This window comes from Vibrio zhugei (assembly GCF_003716875.1).
GTDB classification, from domain to species: Bacteria; Pseudomonadota; Gammaproteobacteria; order Enterobacterales; family Vibrionaceae; genus Vibrio; species Vibrio zhugei.
On sequence record NZ_CP033077.1, the window covers coordinates 423,925 to 446,861 of the forward strand.

Consider the following 22,937-nt stretch of genomic DNA (forward strand, 5'->3'; position numbering starts at 1 on the left):
TTATCACTAAAGTTCACTCAAACAGAAAACTTTAGTGATAACTTTGAAAAGTCGATAATATAGAAATGTTTCTATTTATCCAATCATTTTATTGTCGGTAATTAAACACCCTTATCAGAGCAATAAATCCGTTAACGCATGCAAACAGACTTTATACTGGTTTCCACTGCACGATACACGGTAAAGCTTTCATGCTTGGGAGAAAAATCATTCGTTAATGGCGCTTCAATGTCTACCTTCCACTCAACTTAAAAATATACCTCTTATTTTAAAGTTATCCATTACCGCTATTAATAAATCAAAAAATAGAATTGTATTCCATAAAAAATAAAACCAGTCATTCATACTCCTTCTATTAAACCTCCAATCGATACACGCTTACTTCTCGTGCTTTTCCCTTCATGCGGTTTGTCATCTCGCCCAAATCTTACGAATCCCCTCATAATTTCTATATAAAACAATGAGTAGACGCACATCGCTCATTCTGATCTAATGAATTTCGCCAAAAACACACTTGATTCAATGAATTTAATAGGGAGCCCTAACGATGCGCGATGTTCAAATTCTACAGCAAACTCTTGAAAACCAATGCCCTGGTATTCACAAAAAACGACTTAGATCTCTTATGCTTGCAACCAGAGCGGTACTGGGCGGCTCTGATCTCACCCTCACTAAAATTGGACGAGCTCTCGACACTGATACCACGGTGAAACATGCCATCAAACGTATTGACCGATTGCTTGGTAATCGCAGTCTACATCGTGAAAAAGAGTCCATATATAAATGGCATGCGTCCCTTATTACCCGAGCCAATCCTTTTCCTGTACTACTGGTTGATTGGTCGGATGTTCGTGAGCAACTGCGCTATATGACATTGCGAGCTTCGATATCCGTTAAAGGTCGCGCCGTCACGCTTTATGAACAGGCATTTGAGTACAAAAACTACAACTCACCCAAGAGCCATCAGCACTTTCTCGATAAGCTTCAATCCTTGCTCCCCCAAGGTTGCACCCCTATCATTATCTCCGACGCTGGCTTTAGAAATACGTGGTTCAGGCAAGTCGCCAACAAAGGTTGGTTCTGGCTTGGGCGTGTACGGGGCGAAGTCTCGATTAAGTGTGGCGAGAGCGCTTGGCAATGGAATAAAGCCTTTTACCCTCAAGCGACTGATAAGCCGCTGTTTTTAGGAGAAAGCCAACTGGCTAAGCGCTCACCGCTTCAGTGCTTTGCTTACTTATACAAGAGTCATCCCAAAGGCAGAAAAGCCCATCGGCATAGTCGAACCTGTCAGAAACACTCGGCTGGAAAAGTGTTCCATAAAGGAGCGAAAGAGCCTTGGCTTCTGGTCACTAACATCCCCAACCATGTACTTAACGGCATTAAAATTACCCGTTTGTACGCCAAAAGAATGCAAATTGAAGAGTCGTTCCGAGATCTAAAAAGTCCAGCCTACGGGTTGGCGCTTCGCCATAACCGAACACGTTGCACCAAACGTATTGATATCTTGTTGCTCATGGCATTGATGGCCGAAATCATCATGTGGTGGAATGGCTTAATCGCCATGCAAGCCAAATGGCATTATGACTTCCAAGCCAACACCATCAAGCATCGCCGTGTGCTCTCCATTCCTAGACTTGGTAAGGAAGTACGTTGCCACCGAAGATACCGAATACAAGAGTCCCAATATCATTGGGCAATGGTCGAATATCAACGCCTTACGCATACCTGTGGGTTGGGGGAATTATGAGGGGATCCGCCAGCGCCCAAATAACCTATTCCAAGCTTAGTAATCACCGATTTTGAGCGTTCATTACCCACTAAGTGCATAACTTGCAGTGTAGTTAAACTGCAATACTCTTTTGCAAAAGCGATCAAGCAGCGGCAAGCCTCCGTCGCGCAGCGATAATCCCAATAAGGTGTACCAATCCAATAAGCAATATATGATTAAAAATCACAGAATGATAATAAATAGGCAATATAAAAAAGCCCCTGCAGGCGAAGCTGCAAGGGCTATAAAATTCTTAGTCACCGACGACCATCGCGACCTTAATTCGTCCGTTATGAGTGTGACGTTGCAGGTTTAGCTTGTGGTTTTCTACGGCGTGGGGCGCGGGTAGTCGTACCTTTATCATTGCTCGTGGATTTTGCTGCTGAGCTCGATTGACCTCGGTAACTCCCCTTGCTGTTTGAACTGCGTTTGGGTTGCTTGCGGCGTGCTTCACCACCTTCAGTCGGCTTCGAATCACTATGATCGGCATTGACACTCGGTTTCTTCGGCTTTTTCGGTTTCTTGGGCTTAATTGGACGAGTATCCAGTTTGGTTTCTGGCACCTTGTTGGTGGCCGGATAGCCTTCTAACTCGAAACGTGGCAGTTTTTTCTGAATCAAACGTTCAATCGCAGAAAGCTCGCTGACATCAGCCGCCGTTACAAACGAGATGGCTTTGCCGACTTCACCCGCTCGGCCAGTACGGCCAATACGGTGTACATAATCTTCTGCTACTTTCGGTAAATCAAAATTGACCACTTGAGGCAACTGAGGAATATCAATACCGCGTGCCGCAATGTCCGTCGCCACTAATACACGCACGTCGTTCGATTTAAAGTTAGCAAGCGCCTTGGTTCGAGCCCCTTGGCTCTTGTTGCCATGAATGGCTGCTGCCATGATGCCGTTTTCCGTAAGATATTCGGACAGACGATTCGCACCACGTTTGGTACTCGTAAACACCAAAACTTGATGCCAGTTGCCCTCTTTAATCAGCTTTAACAACATCGGCGCGCGCTTTTTCACGTCTGCCGTATAAACTTGTTGTTCAACCAGTGTGGCGGTTGAATTGGCTGGAGCGACTGAAATCTGCACAGGGTTGTTCACTAGGTCTTTCGCAAGCTCGCGAATACTTTCTGAGAAAGTCGCAGAAAAGAGCAAGTTCTGACGTTTTTCCGGTAATACCCGCAGGATTTTACGAATATCGCGAATAAAACCCATGTCCAACATGCGGTCAGCTTCATCGAGCACTAACACTTCAAGTTGGTCAAACTTAATGGCGTTCTGATTAAAAAGATCCAATAATCGTCCTGGCGTTGCCACTAGAATATCCGCGCCTTTACGCATGCGCTGCATTTGCGGATTGACCTTCACACCCCCAAACACCACGGTATTACTCAGCGATAAGTGACGACTGTAGGTTTCGACATTTTCTTGAATTTGCGCCGCAAGCTCGCGCGTAGGCGTTAAAATTAACGCACGCACTTGGTTACTGCGCACTCTTGGACCATTAGAAAGCAGTTCTAAAATTGGCAATGTAAAGCCGGCGGTTTTCCCCGTTCCTGTCTGCGCTGCTGCCATAATATCTTGACCCGTTAACACAGCGGGTATTGCTTGTTCCTGAATTGGAGAAGGTGTTGTGTAACCCTTTTCCTTTATTGCTTTAAGTATTGGAGCAGAAAGACCTAACGAGGTAAAACCCATATATATTCTCAACTAAAATTATAAAATACTCGTGTATTGGTGACACGTGAAAAGTCCGCCATTCTGAGCCTTTGTCGGCCACGTGGCAACCATTAATTCCTGATTTTTTCATTTATTTCTGTCTGCTGCATTGCGATTAGATTGAATATGTGCGCACTCATTCACAACCGCATTGCCGCTTGAACGTCTAGGCAAATTGTCTGTTACAGGGTATCTTCTCATTGAAACCCGTAGAGCTTGGCGCTTATGCCTTTAGATGATGCGCCTCACTGCCATCCAGAATATACAAAGATCACCTGCCAAGCTCGAAAATATGTTCAATATGCTGTAAAAGTGACCAGTCTCGGTATCGCGGGTAATGACTGGATACCGTCTCTGTAAAAGGTAACCAATGAATGACACCTGATTCTGTGGAGGAACAATGAAAATTGACGTGATTGGCAGCGGGAGCGCGTTCGCAACACACGCGAATACTTCAGCGATGTTAGTGACGGAAAATGACCAATGCTGGCTCATTGATTGTGGTCCAACGATACCACGTGCGTTGTGGCAGCGTTCATTAACGGTTAACGCTATCGATGTGATTTACTTCACTCACATTCATCCCGATCATTGCGCAGGATTACCGGCGTTATTAAACCAATGGAACAGTTTTGGTCGTGTTAAACCGTTAACTATTGTCTGTCAACCAGAGCAACAAGTGATGCTCGAATCCTTGGTTACGCTGTCAATCTGGCCCAAGTCCGAGATGCGCTTTGAACAGCACTGGTGTCATACTCTGCCGACAATGCATTGGGGCACCTGGACAATTCACACCGCTCCAACCGATCATGACGTGCCTAATCGAGCCATACGCATTGCAAACCACCAGCATGCCTTATTTTATAGTGACGACGGCCGACCAACGGATGCCTCTATCGCCTTAATGAAAAACGCGACGATTGCTTTTCAAGAATGTGCCTCGTTCGACTCCTTGCCCGAAGGTGACTCACATGGCGATCTACCACAATGCATAGAGCTTAGTGAGGCGTTAAATCTAGACTATCTGTGTGTGTATCACTGTTGGGATGAATACCTAGAAGACATACAAGCCCGCTGTGCCGCTCTCCCCCACCTGTATGTCAGCCAAGATAATCTCGTGATCGATTTAGACAAAAACATTGGCCATCAATTGGATGATCAACTTCGCTAAACGGTCTTTCGGGCAAAAACCATGGCGCCACTAAGGCTCTCAGAAAGCAAAGCGCCAGAACGAACAACTATAACAGGTAACGCATTGAAATAATTTCAGTTTACATTGTAAATTACCCAACCACTGCTCAGCACTACGTCGGGGTAGCGATATTAGCGACCTGAAATTGATGCATGAGTTCTTTTAATCCGTTCGCTTGAACCGACAAGTCTTCGCTCGCTTGTGCTGTTTCACTGGTACTCAATAAGACATTCTCGCCTGAATGCTGAATACTTTCTAAATTTGAGCTAATTTGTAGTGAAGCGACCGATTGTTGTTCACTGGCCGTCGCAACTTGCACATTCGCTTCGGCTAACTCAGTGATGGATTGGGCGATATAGCCAAATACGTCTTGCACTTGATGAATATTAAATGTGGTTTTTTCAATGGTCGCTGCACTATTATCAACCACATCAGAGGCTTCTTTAGTATTACCAACCAGTTGATTAATAAGAGATTCTATTTCTTTTGTCGCCTTTTGACTGCGAGAAGCAAGATGCCGCACTTCGTCAGCAACCACAGCAAAGCCGCGCCCTTGTTCCCCCGCACGTGCCGCTTCTATCGACGCATTCAATGCCAATAAATTCGTTTGCTCAGAAATACCATCGACCACTTGAATAAAGTTCTGAATTTCCCTGGTACTATCTTGAATGACGTTCACAATCGCACGGAATGCTTCGCCTTGTTGTTGTAATTTTTCAGACAAGGCTTGGGCTTCAGAAATCACATGCGTGCCTTTTTTAGCCGACTGATCCAATTGATCTGTGGCATCTGAGGAACTGGTGGCATTATTCGCGACTTCATGAATGGTGGCAGCCATTTCGGTCATCGCTGATGCCACTTGGGTGGTGTTATCTTGCTGAGTCGCCATCGCTCGACGGTTGGTATCCGCGACGCTGGATAATTCCACCACCGTTGCTGCGATATTATCAGCACGGTCAATCACTTGCCCTACCATGGTACTGAGCGACAGGCACACGTTATTCATATTCTCAATCAACATACCGGTTTCATCTTTCGAGTGCACTGGGCTGGATTGATTAAAGTTGCCTTTTGCCATCTCTTTCGCCATGTCGCACGCCACCGCAATGCCTTTCACTAGATAACGACTCAAAATAATACCAAGCATCACACCAACAATAATCGAAGCGACTGAAACCCCCACCATATAGGTAAGCGCTTGATGCTCTTCTTTTTTCGTCATGTTAACGGCTGATTGTGTCGCCCTTTCTAAATGAGATAAGAATTGCTGTAAGTCTTCATCAAACTTGGTTTGCTGTTGCTCTAAGGTAAATGCCACGTCGCTGAGTTCCTCAGGCCCGCGCCCTGCTTTCAACCCATCGAGGACCTCAACGAGCAAGCGTTCATAGCCATGATGATTCGCGATGATCGTGTCTAGTTTGGCATTCAAGGCGACTAAGCGTGCTTTTACTTTCGGGTGGAAGGCGTGCTCAATCGACGTTTTTAACAACGTCTGGGCGGTGTGCACTTGTTGATTGAAATCGTGCGCGATTTGCCGAATTTTCGCATCGTACCCCGTTAAGGCTTGGGTCTGTTCTTTGGTCTCGATACCCGCAATTCGAAATGCTTTTTCTAATAAAATGGCCCCATGCAGCTGTTTGACAGTGACATCAGTCGCTAATTTGGATAAGGGAATATTTTCTTCCGCGATGACATCAATTTCAGTGGCGACCAAGGACATCTTGTAAATCGCGAATGTCGACACACCAACCAGGCAAAGAAGCATAACCACAATCGTGCCAATCAGCTTCTTAGCGATAGAGACGTTTTTAAAAAATTGCATATTTTTACCCTATAGAGTAAACAACAATATTGTAATTTGTGTGGAAATACCTAATCAGTACGCCAAGCACTACGCTCTCGTACTAAATTTGTATTTAACTCATTACTAATAGTCACGAACTCCCTATAGTGCAATAAAGTGCACGTCAGATACGCTCATTTACAGCAATGCTTGTGTCGTACATCACACACCAGTAACGATACACTACCGTGAGAGCGACTGTTAACATGGCAAACAATACGGAGAACGCGATGATGACAGCGCCCCCTCCTCATTCTCGTCAAGAAACTCGCCACTTGATGGCTAGGTCTATGATAAGCTAGTGCTTTTCATTTTGACGTGTACGATCCCTATGACCATAGAACATTTCGAGGATATCTATCATCGAGCTTGCCAACGCAAAGGCGGCAAACAAGCTCTGGAGTCTCTCTTGCAAAAGCCTTTACACCAAGATGAGATCGCTGCTATTCCAGATGACCGCTGGTTAGCTGCGTTTACCATGAAAGTATTTCAATGTGGTATACAGTGGAAGGTTGTCCGTGATAAATGGCCGAATTTTGAGTCGCTCTTTTTTCAATTTCGCCTTGAGCCGATACTCATGCAGCCCGACGAGGCGTGGGAAGAAAAAGCTCGCGATCCTGGCATCATTCGTTATTTGCCCAAAGTGATGACGATTCCTGCGAATGCGCAAATGATATTTGATGTCCGTGTGGATCACGGTTCATTCGGAGAATGGGTCGCGCAATGGCCCAAAGCGCGAATTGTCGATTTATGGCTGCATTTGAAAAAGCATGGCAAGCGCCTCGGTGGCAATACCGGGCCTTATGCATTGCGACAAATGGGGGTGGATACTTTTTTGATGACCTACGATGTAGAAGCCTATTTACGCGCCACCAAGATTATCGACAGTGGTAAAGAGACTAAACGCGCCTTATACGCGGCCAATGATGCCTTTAACCAGTGGCATGCCGAGTCTGGACGCAGTTTTACCGAGATAAGCCAAATCATTGCCTATTCCAGTGGTGATCTGCACGATCATTAATAGCTAAGGTAAGCCCCGATTTCAGATAATAAGTGCGACATTCATGGAAATATGTAGAAGAGGAAGCCAACTGCTGAAAGTGGTACGCTCTTCTCGCCAAAGAAACAAGCAGTACTACCATGAATTATCAACAGTTGACCGAAGGCAGAAGATACCAGATTTCTGCTCTTTTGGAACGGGGAATTTCGGTTCCTGAAATAGCTAAAACAGTTCAGTGCCACCGCTCGACGGTATACCGTGAGCTTAAACGCGGTCGGAAGGGAGAGCATTATTGCCCTAACGAAGCCCAGATGTCGTCTACCAAAAAGCGCAAAACAGCACGTAAATACCGAATACCAAAGGAACGTGTCGATTTTATCCGCCTTCTTTTAGAAACAGATTGGAGTCCAGAGCAGATTTCTAATGTATTAACGAAAATTGGTGCATCTGTCAGTCATGAGTGGATCTATCGCTTTGTTGCTCAAGATAAACGCTTGGGCGGTAAGTTATATCGTCACTTGAGACAAGGTCATAAGCGGTATCGCCGAGGTAAACAAGAGAAAGCTCCAGCGATAAAAAATGCCGTTTCGATTGATGATAGACCAAGCATCGTTGACAGTAAGGAGCGGTTTGGTGACTGGGAAATCGACACTGTGCTAGGTAAGCATGGTACAGGTGCAATGGTGACTATTTTAGAGCGTAAGACTCGATTTTACGTGGTAAAGAAAGTGCCATCTAAGTCAGCGGATGATGTCACCAAAGCGACAATAGAGCTACTGAAGCCCTATAAGAAACATGTCCATACCATTACGGCAGATAACGGGCGAGAGTTTGCAGGTCATGAAACCATCGCAAAAGAATTAAAGGCTGATGTGTACTTTGCTCATCCGTACAGTTCTTGGGAGCGTGGTGCTAATGAGAATGCGAACGGTCTTTTAAGGCAATATGTGAAGAAAGGAACCGATCTAACGACAGTGACGGACATCGATATAGAGTTCGCTTTATCGCGGATAAATTACCGTCCGAGAAAGTGTTTAGGCTTCAAGCAGGCAGCCATTATATTTGAGGAGATGGCTTTAGCTTCTTGATATTGGAGAGTGTCGCACTTCGCAGTTGAATTCGGGGCCAACCACGCCTAAAACTCGACATAAAAAAACGCCGCTTCTCGACATTGTTTGGGAAGCGGCGTTATTACTGTCGTTGTGGAGCAATTACAGTAAATTCACGCAATCTTGTGCAATAACGAGCTCTTCATTCGTCGGAATCACCAAAGCAACCGCATTGAACAGGTCCGATTTGGCGATTTGACCTGACTGACCAAAACGAGCGGCTTCATTGCCTTGCTTGTCTTCGACAAAACCAAAGACTTTTAAGTCGTTCAATACCGCGCTGCGCACGGGTAATGAGTTTTCACCAATGCCGCCAGTGAATACAATGGCATCCAATCCTTCGCCGACCGCGACAAGGTAGGAAGCGATGTATTTAGCCACACGATAGGTAAACACTTCAAACGCCAATTGAGCGTCTTTATCGCCTTGATCCATGGCTTCAATCAAACCACGCATATCACTGGTTTTTCCAGACAATCCCAGTAAGCCTGATTTTTTGTTCAAGGTATTAAAAATGGTGTCATGATCCCAACCTTTGCGGATAAGGAATTCAATCACGCTCGGGTCAAGATCGCCACAGCGGGTCCCCATCGCCAATCCAGCCAGAGGAGTCAGCCCCATGCTGGTATCAACACATTCGCCATTTTTGATGGCACTCACCGAGGCTCCATTGCCTAAATGCACGGTGATCAAATTACATTCAGTTGCGGCTTTACCTAATACCTTGGCCGCTTCACGGCTGACAAAATAATGGCTGGTACCATGAGCGCCATAACGACGAACTCGGTAATCGTCGTAGATTTTTTTCGGTAAGGCGTACATAAACGCTTTAGCTGGCATGGTTTGGTGAAAAGCCGTATCAAACGTGGCAAACTGTGGCAATGATGGGAAAACCTCCATCGCAGCGCGCATACCATAGCCATTGGCTTTGTTGTGCAATGGCGCCAATTCCGCCAACTTCTCAACTTCGTTCACGACGTCTTCGGTCACACGTACAGTGCCTTTAAACGATTCTCCCCCCGCAACAACACGGTGACCTATAGCGACAAACTTATCACTGAGGTGCAGTGCATCCAATAGTTTCACAATACGAGTAAAAGCGTACTGATGATGATCACCGCCTGCTGGAATCGCTTCCTCTGTTTTTTCCCCGTTATATTTCCAACTGATCATCGCTTCTGGTAGACCAAAACATTCGCCGAGACCACTAATGACTGCATCACCTGTTGCTGGGTCAATGACAGCAAATTTTAGCGAAGAGCTACCAGAGTTGATAACCAACACGTAAGAATTTGACATGGTGCTATATCCTATATTCTGAGCAGGGGGTGTGAAGCTTGCGCTTCTCCATTTAGTTGTCCCATTATTCAATAATTTTTGAATCTTTCAACTTTGTTTTAGTATTTTCTCTTAGTCCGCTGTTTCTTTTGTTGATCTTTAACAAGCGAACATTTTATTTACTCTAAAAAATAAATGTGAACCCTATCATTTTGTACAAAAAAACGCCACATCATAGAAAAAGTGGCGTTTTTATGCGATCATGATTTCATTAATGGAATGTAATTATTCATAAATAGGAAGTTAAGAATAGTATAAGCACACCCGATTTCCATCATGCTCAATGATGTTAAAAGGCGTTTCATAGATTTCGCTGAGGATTGACTCGTCAATCACCTCGCTCACGCACCCATTGGCGACCACTTCGCCCTGCTTGAGGGCGATAATGTAATCCGAATAACATGACGCAAAATTAATGTCATGAATGACAATCACCACGGCCTTATTCAGTTCTTGCGCCAAGCGGCGAATGGTCGACATGATTTTTATCGAATGTTTAATATCAAGGTTGTTCAATGGCTCATCTAAGAAAACGTAATCCGTATCTTGCGCCATGACCATCGCAATGAACGCCATTTGACGTTGCCCACCACTCAGTTCATCTAAGTACTGATGCTGAATCTCACTCAGATCCAAATAGTGAATCGAACGGTCAATCACACGGCGATCATCGGAGTTCAGTGCCCCTTGAGAATGAGGGAATCGCCCAAATTCCACCAGCTCGCGAATGGTAAAACGCATCGTGATTGAGTTCGATTGACGCAACACCGCTAAGCGTTTTGCCAACGCTTTGGTATCCCAGTCCACCAGCTCTTTACTGTCGATCCACACCTGCCCGCCATCACGACTCATCAAACGACTGGCCATCGATAACAGGGTACTCTTCCCTGCCCCATTCGGCCCAATAATTGACGTCACTTTACCCAATTTGAATTCGGCACTGGCCCTCTTGACGACAGTATGAGATCCAAAGTGCTTAGTCAGGTTATCAAGAACAATCATAGTTACACCACTTTGTTACGCAGCAGCAAAGAAAGAAAATAGATGCCACCGATAAAATTAATAATCACACTCAGTGTGGTATTGAACGCAAACACCTTCTCCACAACCCATTGACCGCTTAGCAATGTGCATACCGCCATCGCCGAACTGGCGAACAGTAAAATGCGGTGTTGAAAGGTACGGAACCACTCACGTGTTAAGTTGCTAATGAGGAGTCCAAAAAAGAGCACTGGCCCCACGATGGCTGTGGATATGGCGATCATAATCGCGCTCAATAACAAAACATTACGTGTAATACGGAAGACATCGACCCCTAAGCTTGTGGCATTATCTTGATCCAACCAGAACACATCCAATACACGATGGTAACGAAATAGCCGCCATGTAATGAATAACATCAACGGTGTAGTGACGTAGACCAATGAGGTCTTAACGTTATTGAAACTGGCAAACATCATCGATTGCAGCGCCGCGAAATCATTTGGACTCATAAGCATGGTAAAAAAAGACGCGATATTGCCAAGGACGGCACCAATCACAATGCCAACCAGCAGCAACACCATCAAGTTAGGTCTGTCCCTACGAAAATACAGCCAGAACAATACCCCAGAGGCTCCCACCATCACCGTGGTGCTTAACGCAAAGTTGGCATACGCATTGACAGTGAAATAGCTCGTAGTCCCCAATGTGACCACAACTAAGACCTGCGCCAGTAAATACAACGCATCGAAGCCCATAATACTTGGCGTGAGAATTCGATTATGAGTGATGGTTTGAAACGCCACAGATGACTGAGCGATAGCGACCCCAGCGAGGATCATCGCGAGTACTTTCGGTATCCGGCGTGATAAAAAATATTGGTAGTTATCGGCGTTTAATCCAACGCCAATGAATAATCCTGCCACGCAGACAGAGAGCATGACTAAGAGATACAGTTTGGTTTTATCCTGCACGACGTTGCCCTCGTAGAATCATAACCACAAACACGACACCACCTAAGATACTGATGATCATTGAAACTGGCATTTCGTACGGAAAAATAATCAGCCGACCAACGACATCGCACAATAGCACCATCAACGCGCCCCACAAGGCCGTGATTGGAATATTGTGGCGCATATTATCGCCATAAAAGGCGCTGACTAAATTTGGAACGATCAATCCCAGAAATGGCAATTGACCCACAATCATGACAACGGTGGCCGACATAATCGACACCAAACACACCCCCACGATGACAACCTGCTGGTAGTTCAACCCCAGATTTAAGGCAAACTCTTTGCCCATCCCTACCGCGGAGATACGCTTGGCAAATGCATACCCAATCAGTGAGATCGGTACAGCGATATACAATAGTTCATAATCGCCCTCCAAGAGATTGGCAAAATTGGCGACGGTCCAGCCCATTAAGTTCTGTACCGCATCAAATTGATACGCAATAAAACTGGCGGCAGAAGACACGACATTGCCAAAAATAAGGCCGACCAATGGGACAAAAATGGCATTTTTAAATTGAATTCGATGAATAAACTGTACGAAAACAAGCGTGCCCGCAATGGCAAACGCAAAAATCATTACAACATTATCGCCATTACCAAAAACAACCAGGCTCACAACATACCCTAGCATCGCACACTCAATGGTGCCCGATGTGGACGGAGCGGCGAAGCGATTTTGACTCACTTGTTGCATGATAAGCCCGGCAATACTTAAGCCAGCCCCCGAGAGCAGAATGGCCAACAACCTTGGAATACGGCTGGTTGAAAGCAATTGCCACGCGAGAGGATCTCCTTGTAGTAAGCGACCAACGGACAAGTTACCGACACCAACAAAGACAGAGCTTAAGCTCAGAATAACCAGAAAAAACACTAATTTTTTCACATAAACCTCAACGAAAAAAGCCGCCAGCACAGTCATGCTGACGGCTTGAAACTGTCTTATTATTGTGTCGCTTGTTGAACGTCTTGAATCATTTGTTCTGTCGCATGAACCCCTGAGATACCTAGATACCACGCATTTAAATCGAGATAATACATATGACCGTCTTGATAGGCTTTGGTGGCTTGCACCAATTTATTCTCAAAATTTTCATGAGTGTGGCTGTCTTTGGGATTGACTAACTTGTCGCGATCAATGATGAACAAGTTATCTGGGTTGTGCTGTCGAATATATTCGTAAGAAATGAGGTCACCATGCTGCCCTTTGTTGTCAACCTGAGCCGCGGTTTTAAAGCCAAACTCATGAAACACCGATGAGAAACGGGAAGACGTGCCAAACGTGCTTATGTTCCCTCCAGAAGCCATCACTACTAACGCATTACTACTATGCTGCTGGTTATAGTCATGCACGGCTTGAAACTGTTTGTCTAATTTGGCGATAGCCGCGTCGACTTTCGGTTCAATATCAAAAATTTTACCAAGCTTATGCCACTCTTCTTGAGTATGCTGCCAATAGTCTGTGTTGTAGCGAGAGCCGAATACAAAGGTGGGTGCAATCTTAGTCAATTCATCATAGGCCTTTTCTGCTCGCGGGCCGATGATGATCACATCCGGTTTGGCATTGTAGATGGCCTCAAAATCCGGTTCAAACAATGACCCAGCATCTCGGTATTGGTCACCCGCATATTGAGATAAATACGCGGGCATAAATTGCGTTTTCGATACTGCAACCGGCTCAATACCAAAACTGGTGACCGCATCTAACGCGCCAAAACCAATCACAACCACTCGTTTGGGCACCTGTGCTACCGTTGTTTTTCCCAATTTGTGTTGCACTGTCACCGGACTTGCCTGTGCAGCGCATGCTACCACTAAACCTAACAGTGCACAGCCAGTTGAAACCTTCATAGTTTTCCCTTTTTAAATACGAAAGATATTGATATTTATTATCATTTGAATTCAAGCAATATACTCAAGCTCTGCGTTGGTCGCAAGCATGTAGCGACTAAAAAGGCGTTAAATCGTTATAAAAGTGAGAGTATTAACAAAAAGACAGGGGCATGCAGAGCAATCCACACTTAACACATGGTGGGCGTACAACTGAGTGGGGTTAGTGTCTGTTCACCACATTTAAGATGATGAATTGACTGTTTAGGTAAAAGCACCCATGAATTATCACTGTTCAGTGGTTCAGAGGCGACAATCATCCCCTGCTCTTGATAGGAGAGAAACACGGTAGGAGGCTTATCATCACTGCTATAGCGAACCACCCACAAACTGTCACCGTCCGACAAACACATCGAGGCTTTAAAAGGTTCTTCGACTCCCTTTGTGTGACGTAAGTGTTCGATATGATGAATGGTCTCTTGAATGGCCATTAACGGCGTATCTTCTAACCCATAGGACAGCATCAATAAAAAAATGAGCTCACTGTCTGTCGTCCCTTTGCGCTGCACATAGAGATATTCAGGGAGTAAACGATCCAATCCCCAACGTAGCCGCTCATATTCACCGATTTGCCCATTATGTAAAAACATCCATCGCTGGTGAATGAAGGGATGACAATTGGAGCGCGATACTTGCGTTCCGGTTGACGCACGCACGTGCGCCATAAATCGGTGAGAGGTAATATGATGAGTGAGTGATCGAAGATTTTCATCACTCCATGCGGGTGACACCTCATGAAATTGTCCAGGAGTGTCACGCTCAGGGGTGTACCATCCAAGGCCAAAGCCATCACCATTGACCCGACTGGGCGATTTTCGCGCTTCCAAGCTTTGATGAACCAACGAGTATTCTGGTTCGTAAATGAGTTGATCAAGATACATGGCCTTACCTTGATAAGCTAACCACCGACACATCGCTGCACCTCACTATCCGCCCCAGACTGACTCCATGCCAAAAGCCTGATCCCACGCGTTTGACACGATAAGCTATCAGTATTGCAGAGGTTTGTGGGTTTTGTCGACAATCAGTGCCCAAATCCCCCCAATACTGTGCTGATGGGCACAGGTAACCACATGCTCAGGACACACAAACTCAATACGACACTAGGAAATACGCGTTGGTCACAGGTAAAAATCCGCAGACGAGTGAGAAAAGGAGCCATCACAAATAGTCCTAATAATACCGCGATTGCATGAGTTGGCTGCGGCGCAAATACTGCCACGACCATAACCGCTGTAGTGATACCCCATCTCATAGGAAGACGTAATCGCTTGCCAAGTGCCACGATAAACACCGCCGTAATTACTAATATTGCCATCATACTTTCACCTAAACTTTAATAGAAATCATTCTCATTTGCGTTTAATAATAAGAAGATTTACCCCACAATGCAAGTGGATTTAAGTAGGTCTTTTGCTTATAGGTGAGATCACGTTAAAATGTGCCGTATTTTGCAATGACTGCCAGATGACAGTCTTGCTTTAACCAATCTCTATGGTGGCCTGTATTGTGACTATCCAAACGCCGTGCCGAGCGGCATGCAAAAATGACGGCGGTTTATGCTCTGGCTGCTACCGAACCATGCCTGAAATCTTGGCTTGGCAGCACTATTCCTCAGCAGAGCGACAAGCCATAATGAATGAGCTTAACGGCATAAAGCACACGCATAGCTGCCCAGCTTGTCAGCAACTCACGTTCTGTGGGCGTGCGGCTGGTCAAGACAGCTGTTGGTGCCTGTCCGTAGAAGAACGCGAGCCATTAACTCTGACGAGTCAGGCTTGCCTCTGTCGAGCCTGCTTGAGCCAACAGCCAGAGCGTTAATGGCGATTTATTCGCTCACCCTCTCATCGACCCGCTGAGACCTCGCCCTCGATTGGTGAGACATCACATAAAAGCCAAACATTGCAATCAGTGCAACCGCGATGATGCTCAGCCAAGTTGTGTGGTAACCAAAGCGGTCAATCAGAAAGCCGATAACCATAAAACTGGGCATCACCAACACACTGCGCAACGTTACCAATACACCTTGAATACGCCCTCGATGACTCGCTGGCGAATGGTTGGCTAAATAAATGCCCTCTTTGGTCAACAGTAAAACTTCACCAGCCGAAAGGAATAACCATGCGATGAAATGAGCCGGAATGGTTGGCCATAGTACGATCACCCCATAGCCAAGCATAAATAATCCCCCAGCATAAGCGAGACTGATGGTTTCTATTTGATGGCGCGTGAGTCTCATCAGTAAAGGGGTAAGTATGACAACAGCAATACAGGCAAATGTCATTAGCTGACCAAAAATCAACGGTCCTTGCTCATCATACAGAGCACTTAAATATAAAGGGCTCATCATCGTCATTTGATTTAAGGCATACCACAACAAGCCGCAGAGAAACGTAAAAACCAGCAAACGCGGGCGAGCTTTGAGTACCCGCCACACACTGCCTTCTACCGGTCGTTCAAGCTCATTGATATGACATTCACTCGTCTCGCTGGGCACATTAATAAACAGCGCCACAATGACGATGCCACATAACACCGCACCGCCATTGCCAAAGAATATCCATTGCGTGTGATGCCAAAACAAATACCCCGCGATAATGGGGCCAACCGCTGAGCCAAAATTATATGCGAGGTAACTCAATGACATAATGGCATCACGGTTATGAGGCTGTGAGAAATCGGCCACCAGCGCATTACTCGCTGGCACGGCAATGCCAATAAAGAAATACGCGATGACTAATCCGACCGGCACAAGTATGGGCGCTTGTGCCACCCAGCCGCAGGCAATAATCACCCCGGCTCCTAGGAGCTCACCGGTCACCATGACCGATTTATGCCCCCAGACATCGGACAATTTACCACCGATCAATCCCCCTAAAAAATAGGTCGCGGTGATCCCCATTGCCCATGTTCCGGCTGCTGTGGCGGAATACCCCAGCTTATCGGTCAACAACAACACTAAAAAAGGAATAATAAAATTGCCCAGACCTAAAATAATACGGGCCAGAGCTAAGAAGTAGATATTGCGAGGAAGCCCTCGGTAAATCGAGAGTGAAACAACCAGCTTCTGAATCATAAGTATCCTGATTAAACGAGTACATCAGAGTGCTCTAATAAAGCATCGTCGCCTTGCTCGAAAGCAAGAAAGAGGACGTGTCACTGATGCTCTATCGGTGCTTTACCGATAGTAGGAAACGATAATCGTGATCCGGTAACGGTCATACGTTGGGCGTAAGAATATGGGTTAAGCACCAACATCATTGGGAATGACAGAAGTCAAACCGACCGTCTCTAAATGGGGAGGAAATAGGAAGGCGTACGCGTACAACGATATGGGCATGTCATCGTAGGCGCAGCTATTGAACAAGACACTCACTCACCTAAGAGCGCAATGCATATCAATAACAATGAACACTGGCAGTAACGCATTGAGAAAATAACGTTATTTACCCAGCAACAGAGTACATTCAGATTTCAACCAATAAAGAGGAATCAACGACAGTAAATGATGAAATAGGCGGGCTTTTGACATGGGAAAATCTCCTTATACACTACGATCTCAATGAGCGAAAGACGATAGCATACCTTAACGAGATTGTGAATTGGGCTCACGAGAATTAACGACACGCACATCACGTTCCGCTCGTTAAGCAGATCGCATGGGCAGTAAACAATCGGCCGTTCTCATAAGCAACGACCCGCCTTACTAGAGGCAAAGCGGGTGTTTATAACAGTAAGTTAGATTTTAAATCTTTGAATAATTTCAGTTAACTGATGATTCACGTCGGCGACGGTCCTCATGCCTGAGACGGTTTTATCACCATTACTGGCCAAATTATTCACAATGTCATTCAGCGCATTCATATTGCGACTCACATCTTGCGTCACACTGGTTTGCTCTTCAGCTGCTGTAGCAATTTGCGCACTGATGTCATTAATTTCAGAAATCGATTGGATCACTTTCTCCAGCCCAGCATGCACACTTTGTGATTCTTGTGCGGTTTGCTCACATTAAGATTTCGTTTTATCCATCGAGAGCACCACATCGTGACTACCGCTCACTAATTTTTGCAGCACCTCGCTAATTTGTTCCGTGCTCTCTTTGGTCCGATTGGCCAACTTACGCACTTCATCGGCCACCACGGCGAATCCTCGACCTTGCTCACCGGCACGCGCAGCTTCAATCGCCGCATTGAGTGCTAATAAGTTCGTCTGCTCTGAAATATCACCAATCACACTTAAAATAGAGCTGATGTTTTGGGTTTCGTCATTCATTTCGTGCACACGCTCAGACGAATGCTCGACGCCATTGATGAGCAAAGAGATATTATTCTGTGATTTGGCGACTAATTTACTCGATTCGTAACTCTCATCATTGGTACGTTGAGCCAGATCCGCCGCGTTTGAAATGTCATTGGCCATCGCCGCGGCCGTCGCACTCATTTCATCAATTGCGGTGACGACTTGCTCAGTTTCAATCACATGGTTATTAAGCATCTGCGCGTTTTCTTGTGATAATTGCTCCATTTGTCCGACATTGTCTTGTAACGTTAGCGTCGCACTACGAATCTCAATCATCATGGTTTGGAGTTTGTCGACAAAGACGTTCACACTTTGCGCGATCTGTCCTAAATCATCATTGGTGGTGACATCTAGGCGCTGAGTCAGATCCGCCTCCCCACTCGAGAGCCCCTCTATCATCGATTTCAACGATAAAATTGGACGATAAACCACTTGAATAACAAAGAAGGCAATGATCACGCTAATAAACACCAAGATCAAAGTGGTGACGCTCGCAGCATTGCGGGCAGAGACCAAACTCGCAAATACATCGGCTTTATTGACGGTAATCACAAAATACCATTGCTTGTTAGCAACATTAATTTGATGAGAAAAAAGAATTTTTTCTGTTCCTTGAGTAAACTCTTTTGTCATCGCGGTTTGATTCACCAAGGTATTGGCTAATGGCTTTAACCAAGCAACCTCATTACCTTTTGCGCCCGGTTTTAACGTATTTAAATCCGACGAGGCCAAAACAGTAGTATCTTTATTGACAATAAACGCCATGGTGCCTTGTTGCTTAGCCACATCCACAACCAATTTATTTAAAAAGCCCAATTTCATATCAGCGCCAATCATGCCTTGTTGAATGCGCTGTACCATACTGATCCAATAAATATTGGCGTTCGCTTCGTCAGGATACGGCTCAGTGATCGCGGGGGTCTGTGCATTACGGCCATCTTTATAGTAACTGCGCGTGCGAATATCCCCTTCAAATTTATGATCCGGCCAGCTGGCACTGGTCAAGTTCCAATAAGCATCGCCGCTTTACTCAAGACCAATAAAAGAACTGCCCGTATTCAGTGTGGTCGCAAAAATCGAACTTAATTCGATAAAGTCTTGTGGGCTATTCGCTGGTAAATCCGCAGATTTATATTTTTCGCCAATGCCTTTCAGCCCCATGACCTTTTCGTGAATAAACTGTTGAACTAATGCTGCTTGATCCGCAACCAACAATTTATTTTCGTGCAATATTTGCGTTTTCAGGTCCTTCTCTTGATTTCGATAAGAAAGATAATTTGAAATGGTGACCGACACACTCACTAATAAGAGTATGGACATCATCAATATTAATTTAAGTCCGAGTTTCTTCATATTACGTCCCTACTACAAAGATAAAAAATCATTTCCGGCGAGTATATACAGATATATCGACCGCTTTAATATAAAGTTTAATTTCTTGTTATTTTATGCGATGTTGCATAACGAGTTGCACAGTGGCCCACCGATAGGTAACGCGTCGCACTTACGAATCCCCTCATAATTTCTATATAAAACAATGAGTAGACGCACATCGCTCATTCTGATCTAATGAATTTCGCCAAAAACACACTTGATTCAATGAATTTAATAGGGAGCCCTAACGATGCGCGATGTTCAAATTCTACAGCAAACTCTTGAAAACCAATGCCCTGGTATTCACAAAAAACGACTTAGATCTCTTATGCTTGCAACCAGAGCGGTACTGGGCGGCTCTGATCTCACCCTCACTAAAATTGGACGAGCTCTCGACACTGATACCACGGTGAAACATGCCATCAAACGTATTGACCGATTGCTTGGTAATCGCAGTCTACATCGTGAAAAAGAGTCCATATATAAATGGCATGCGTCCCTTATTACCCGAGCCAATCCTTTTCCTGTACTACTGGTTGATTGGTCGGATGTTCGTGAGCAACTGCGCTATATGACATTGCGAGCTTCGATATCCGTTAAAGGTCGCGCCGTCACGCTTTATGAACAGGCATTTGAGTACAAAAACTACAACTCACCCAAGAGCCATCAGCACTTTCTCGATAAGCTTCAATCCTTGCTCCCCCAAGGTTGCACCCCTATCATTATCTCCGACGCTGGCTTTAGAAATACGTGGTTCAGGCAAGTCGCCAACAAAGGTTGGTTCTGGCTTGGGCGTGTACGGGGCGAAGTCTCGATTAAGTGTGGCGAGAGCGCTTGGCAATGGAATAAAGCCTTTTACCCTCAAGCGACTGATAAGCCGCTGTTTTTAGGAGAAAGCCAACTGGCTAAGCGCTCACCGCTTCAGTGCTTTGCTTACTTATACAAGAGTCATCCCAAAGGCAGAAAAGCCCATCGGCATAGTCGAACCTGTCAGAAACACTCGGCTGGAAAAGTGTTCCATAAAGGAGCGAAAGAGCCTTGGCTTCTGGTCACTAACATCCCCAACCATGTACTTAACGGCATTAAAATTACCCGTTTGTACGCCAAAAGAATGCAAATTGAAGAGTCGTTCCGAGATCTAAAAAGTCCAGCCTACGGGTTGGCGCTTCGCCATAACCGAACACGTTGCACCAAACGTATTGATATCTTGTTGCTCATGGCATTGATGGCCGAAATCATCATGTGGTGGAATGGCTTAATCGCCATGCAAGCCAAATGGCATTATGACTTCCAAGCCAACACCATCAAGCATCGCCGTGTGCTCTCCATTCCTAGACTTGGTAAGGAAGTACGTTGCCACCGAAGATACCGAATACAAGAGTCCCAATATCATTGGGCAATGGTCGAATATCAACGCCTTACGCATACCTGTGGGTTGGGGGAATTATGAGGGGATCCGCCAGCGCGTCGCATACCCGATCGGGCAATATGAAGTATGGAGCAATCACCGTCTAGCGTTATCAAGCTAACAGGCGTAAAAAAGGGAAGCACAATGGCTTCCCTTTTGGTTTTCTCTCAACGTGGTGACTACAGCGTAAATCGTTTGACCAATTGATGAAGGTGTTCCGCCAATTTAGCAAGCTCTTTACTGGATATCGTCGTCTGCTCTGACCCTTCTGATGTCTGAACGGACAGATCGCGAATATGGGTAATATTTTTATCCACACTCTGTGCGACCGTCGCTTGCTCTTCTGCAGCACTCGCAATGGTGGCATTCTGATCATTAATTCCCGAGACCAATGATGAGATTTCTTCAAAAGCTTCACCGGCTTCTCGAGCGATATCGAGCGTGGTACCAGCCATGGCGTTACTCTTGTTCATGCTTTGCACGGCTTTATCGGTTTCAGAGCTGACCGTATTCATCATCTCTTCGATGTCTGTCGTAGAGGTTTGCGTGCGATGCGCGAGCGCTCTCACTTCATCGGCCACCACCGCAAACCCACGGCCGTTTTCCCCTGCTCGCGCGGCTTCAATGGCGGCATTTAATGCTAATAAGTTAGTTTGTTCGGCAATTTCCCGAATCACTCCCAGCACTTTACCAATATTTTGTATTTCTTTTGCAAGAGAAACCACACCTTGCTCTGATGCGCCAATCTCATGTTTCAAGAGATCCACGGTTTTGATGGTTTCGCCAATCTTCACTCGGCCTTGTTGTGACTTTTCATCCACCACTTCTGAATTATCGCGTGCCGAGTTAGCACTGCGCGCCACTTCATCGATCGCCGTGGTTAACTCACTCACCGCGGTCGCGGCATAGTTCACTTCATCACTTTGTTGTGTAATGTATTGCGATGATTGAGCGGTCACAGCACTTAATTCTTCAGAGGTCGCCGCCAACTGCTGAGATGAATCCGAAATCAATGACAGCGCATTTTGCAATTGGGCCTGCATATCAGCAAGCGCTTTGATCATTTGCGCGGCTTCATCTTTGCTGTCGTCTGCGAATTTTTCCGTCAGATCACCAGAAGCAATGGTCTTGGCGATTTCCACCGAGCGGTTTAATGGTATCGTCAAACTGCGGGTATAAAATAGCCCCATAAAACCCATTAAAACTAACGTGACAGCAATACCAATAATCAACGCGTTTTTCGATTGCTCATAACTTCGCGTGGCACCATTATTATCATCGTCTGAACGTTGTTTTTGAAACGCCATATACTCATCCAGCGCTTTTCTTAAATTGACGGCGGCGGGCATCACGGATTGATCACGGTACTGAATGAATTCGTCCATCTTATTGTCACGTGCTAATGCAAATAGCTGAGGTAAATCGTCCATCATTTGATCATTGAACGATTTCACATCCTCAAATAGCTTTTGAGATTCCGCGCTATCTGAATACTTTTCCATGGTCTTTTCACTGGCATCGTATCGTTTCACTATTTGCTCGACCTGACCAATCAAATTATCAACCGTCTGCAAATCTTTCGCATCGGAAATGGTGTTAATACGCACCTGCATCAACAACACGGCATTCGACATCTCGGACACGGTCATGATCGCTGGCATCCGGTGCAGAGTGAGCACGTCCGTCGTATCATTAAGTTTTGATAATTGCGAAGCAGCAAAAACCCCGAGTCCCACCGTTATCAGTCCAATAATGCCAAACAATAACGACGTCCTGACTCCTATTTTTATGTTTCTAATCATGCTTGTCTCCAATTCAGCATTGATCTTGCCTAATACCATTTATAAGGCTATCAATTAGAGTAGATTGTCGGACTCGACTTTGCCAACGAAAAATACGCTCATGAAATGTGGGCTTTCGTTACTATTATGCAGGGATTACCAATGGGTAGGTTCAATAGAGTAAAATATAATTTTACTCTATTTATTAGATAGA

At 45.4% G+C, this 22,937-nt stretch carries 21 protein-coding genes; 6 read left to right on the forward strand and 15 right to left on the reverse strand.

The window, feature by feature from the left end; genetic code table 11:
* Nucleotides 1-547 precede the first annotated feature (547 nt).
* The gene (locus EAE30_RS02015) at nucleotides 548-1,747 is read left to right on the forward strand and encodes an IS4 family transposase (protein WP_123014377.1); all 1,200 of its coding nucleotides are present in this window, start codon (nucleotides 548-550) and stop codon (nucleotides 1,745-1,747) included.
* Here the strand turns inward: EAE30_RS02015 and EAE30_RS02020 are convergent.
* Both EAE30_RS02020 and EAE30_RS02025 read right to left on the reverse strand, forming a co-directional pair.
* Nucleotides 1,708-1,938 (reverse strand): GNAT family N-acetyltransferase, encoded by a 231-nt coding sequence (locus EAE30_RS02020; RefSeq protein ID WP_123014435.1) that lies wholly within the window; start codon nucleotides 1,936-1,938, stop codon nucleotides 1,708-1,710. The two genes, EAE30_RS02015 and EAE30_RS02020, sit on opposite strands and share 40 nt — an antisense overlap.
* Nucleotides 1,939-2,058: 120 nt before the next feature.
* A complete protein-coding gene (locus EAE30_RS02025) occupies nucleotides 2,059-3,468 on the reverse strand; it encodes a DEAD/DEAH box helicase (protein WP_123014436.1) in 1,410 nt (469 codons plus the stop codon).
* A gap of 421 nt (nucleotides 3,469-3,889) precedes the next feature.
* Between EAE30_RS02025 and EAE30_RS02030 the strand changes: the two genes are divergently transcribed.
* The gene (locus EAE30_RS02030) at nucleotides 3,890-4,660 is read left to right on the forward strand and encodes an MBL fold metallo-hydrolase (protein ID WP_123014437.1); all 771 of its coding nucleotides are present in this window, start codon (nucleotides 3,890-3,892) and stop codon (nucleotides 4,658-4,660) included.
* Nucleotides 4,661-4,793: 133 nt separating this feature from the next.
* Here the strand turns inward: EAE30_RS02030 and EAE30_RS02035 are convergent, their stop codons facing one another.
* Complete coding sequence (locus tag EAE30_RS02035) at nucleotides 4,794-6,503, reverse strand: methyl-accepting chemotaxis protein (protein WP_123014438.1); 1,710 nt, start codon at nucleotides 6,501-6,503, stop codon at nucleotides 4,794-4,796.
* Nucleotides 6,504-6,855: 352 nt separating this feature from the next.
* Between EAE30_RS02035 and EAE30_RS02040 the strand changes: the two genes are divergently transcribed.
* Nucleotides 6,856-7,545 carry a DNA-3-methyladenine glycosylase I gene (locus EAE30_RS02040; protein WP_123014439.1) on the forward strand — a complete coding sequence of 230 codons (690 nt, stop codon included), beginning with the start codon at nucleotides 6,856-6,858 and terminating at the stop codon, nucleotides 7,543-7,545.
* A 119-nt stretch (nucleotides 7,546-7,664) separates the two neighbouring features.
* Nucleotides 7,665-8,612 (forward strand): IS30 family transposase, encoded by a 948-nt coding sequence (locus tag EAE30_RS02045; protein WP_123014135.1) that lies wholly within the window; start codon nucleotides 7,665-7,667, stop codon nucleotides 8,610-8,612.
* A 123-nt stretch (nucleotides 8,613-8,735) separates the two neighbouring features.
* Here EAE30_RS02045 and EAE30_RS02050 read toward each other — a convergent pair whose 3' ends face one another.
* The 7 genes from EAE30_RS02050 to EAE30_RS02080 form a co-directional block, all read right to left on the reverse strand.
* Nucleotides 8,736-9,932, reverse strand: coding sequence for an acetate/propionate family kinase (locus EAE30_RS02050; RefSeq protein ID WP_123014440.1), 1,197 nt, complete (start codon nucleotides 9,930-9,932; stop codon nucleotides 8,736-8,738).
* Between the two features lie 282 nt (nucleotides 9,933-10,214).
* Nucleotides 10,215-10,973 carry an iron chelate ABC transporter ATP-binding protein VctC gene (gene vctC, locus EAE30_RS02055; RefSeq protein WP_123014441.1) on the reverse strand — a complete coding sequence of 253 codons (759 nt, stop codon included), beginning with the start codon at nucleotides 10,971-10,973 and terminating at the stop codon, nucleotides 10,215-10,217.
* A gap of 2 nt (nucleotides 10,974-10,975) precedes the next feature.
* Nucleotides 10,976-11,926, reverse strand: coding sequence for an iron chelate uptake ABC transporter family permease subunit (locus EAE30_RS02060; protein WP_123014442.1), 951 nt, complete (start codon nucleotides 11,924-11,926; stop codon nucleotides 10,976-10,978).
* Nucleotides 11,916-12,854, reverse strand: coding sequence for an iron chelate uptake ABC transporter permease subunit VctD (gene vctD / locus EAE30_RS02065; protein WP_123014982.1), 939 nt, complete (start codon nucleotides 12,852-12,854; stop codon nucleotides 11,916-11,918). Before vctD ends, EAE30_RS02060 begins: the two co-directional genes overlap by 11 nt.
* Before the next feature lie 59 nt (nucleotides 12,855-12,913).
* Nucleotides 12,914-13,819, reverse strand: a complete 906-nt coding sequence (locus tag EAE30_RS02070; RefSeq protein WP_123014443.1) for a siderophore ABC transporter substrate-binding protein — start codon at nucleotides 13,817-13,819, stop codon at nucleotides 12,914-12,916.
* A 170-nt stretch (nucleotides 13,820-13,989) separates the two neighbouring features.
* Nucleotides 13,990-14,772 (reverse strand): class II glutamine amidotransferase, encoded by a 783-nt coding sequence (locus EAE30_RS02075; protein ID WP_123014444.1) that lies wholly within the window; start codon nucleotides 14,770-14,772, stop codon nucleotides 13,990-13,992.
* Nucleotides 14,773-14,882: 110 nt separating this feature from the next.
* Complete coding sequence (locus EAE30_RS02080; protein ID WP_123014445.1) at nucleotides 14,883-15,179, reverse strand: hypothetical protein; 297 nt, start codon at nucleotides 15,177-15,179, stop codon at nucleotides 14,883-14,885.
* Between the two features lie 188 nt (nucleotides 15,180-15,367).
* Here EAE30_RS02080 and EAE30_RS02085 point away from each other — a divergent pair, with 188 nt between their 5' ends.
* The gene (locus EAE30_RS02085; protein ID WP_241967591.1) at nucleotides 15,368-15,679 is read left to right on the forward strand and encodes a cysteine-rich CWC family protein; all 312 of its coding nucleotides are present in this window, start codon (nucleotides 15,368-15,370) and stop codon (nucleotides 15,677-15,679) included.
* A gap of 7 nt (nucleotides 15,680-15,686) precedes the next feature.
* Here EAE30_RS02085 and EAE30_RS02090 read toward each other — a convergent pair whose 3' ends face one another.
* The 4 genes from EAE30_RS02090 to EAE30_RS18930 form a co-directional block, all read right to left on the reverse strand.
* Nucleotides 15,687-16,934 (reverse strand): MFS transporter, encoded by a 1,248-nt coding sequence (locus EAE30_RS02090; RefSeq protein ID WP_123014446.1) that lies wholly within the window; start codon nucleotides 16,932-16,934, stop codon nucleotides 15,687-15,689.
* A gap of 662 nt (nucleotides 16,935-17,596) precedes the next feature.
* Nucleotides 17,597-17,839: a hypothetical protein gene (locus tag EAE30_RS18925; protein ID WP_241967593.1), complete on the reverse strand. Its 243-nt coding sequence runs from the start codon at nucleotides 17,837-17,839 to the stop codon at nucleotides 17,597-17,599.
* A 30-nt stretch (nucleotides 17,840-17,869) separates the two neighbouring features.
* Nucleotides 17,870-19,165, reverse strand: coding sequence for a methyl-accepting chemotaxis protein (locus EAE30_RS02095; RefSeq protein ID WP_241967594.1), 1,296 nt, complete (start codon nucleotides 19,163-19,165; stop codon nucleotides 17,870-17,872).
* 21 nt (nucleotides 19,166-19,186) lie between these two features.
* Nucleotides 19,187-19,513, reverse strand: coding sequence for a hypothetical protein (locus EAE30_RS18930; protein WP_241967596.1), 327 nt, complete (start codon nucleotides 19,511-19,513; stop codon nucleotides 19,187-19,189).
* Nucleotides 19,514-19,784: 271 nt separating this feature from the next.
* Between EAE30_RS18930 and EAE30_RS02100 the strand changes: the two genes are divergently transcribed.
* Nucleotides 19,785-20,984, forward strand: a complete 1,200-nt coding sequence (locus tag EAE30_RS02100; RefSeq protein WP_123014377.1) for an IS4 family transposase — start codon at nucleotides 19,785-19,787, stop codon at nucleotides 20,982-20,984.
* A 137-nt stretch (nucleotides 20,985-21,121) separates the two neighbouring features.
* On the opposite strand, the gene EAE30_RS02105 is transcribed toward EAE30_RS02100, so the two are convergent.
* On the reverse strand, nucleotides 21,122-22,744 hold the full coding sequence (locus EAE30_RS02105) for a methyl-accepting chemotaxis protein (protein ID WP_123014447.1): 1,623 nt from the start codon (nucleotides 22,742-22,744) through the stop codon (nucleotides 21,122-21,124).
* Between the last annotated feature and the right edge of the window lie 193 nt (nucleotides 22,745-22,937).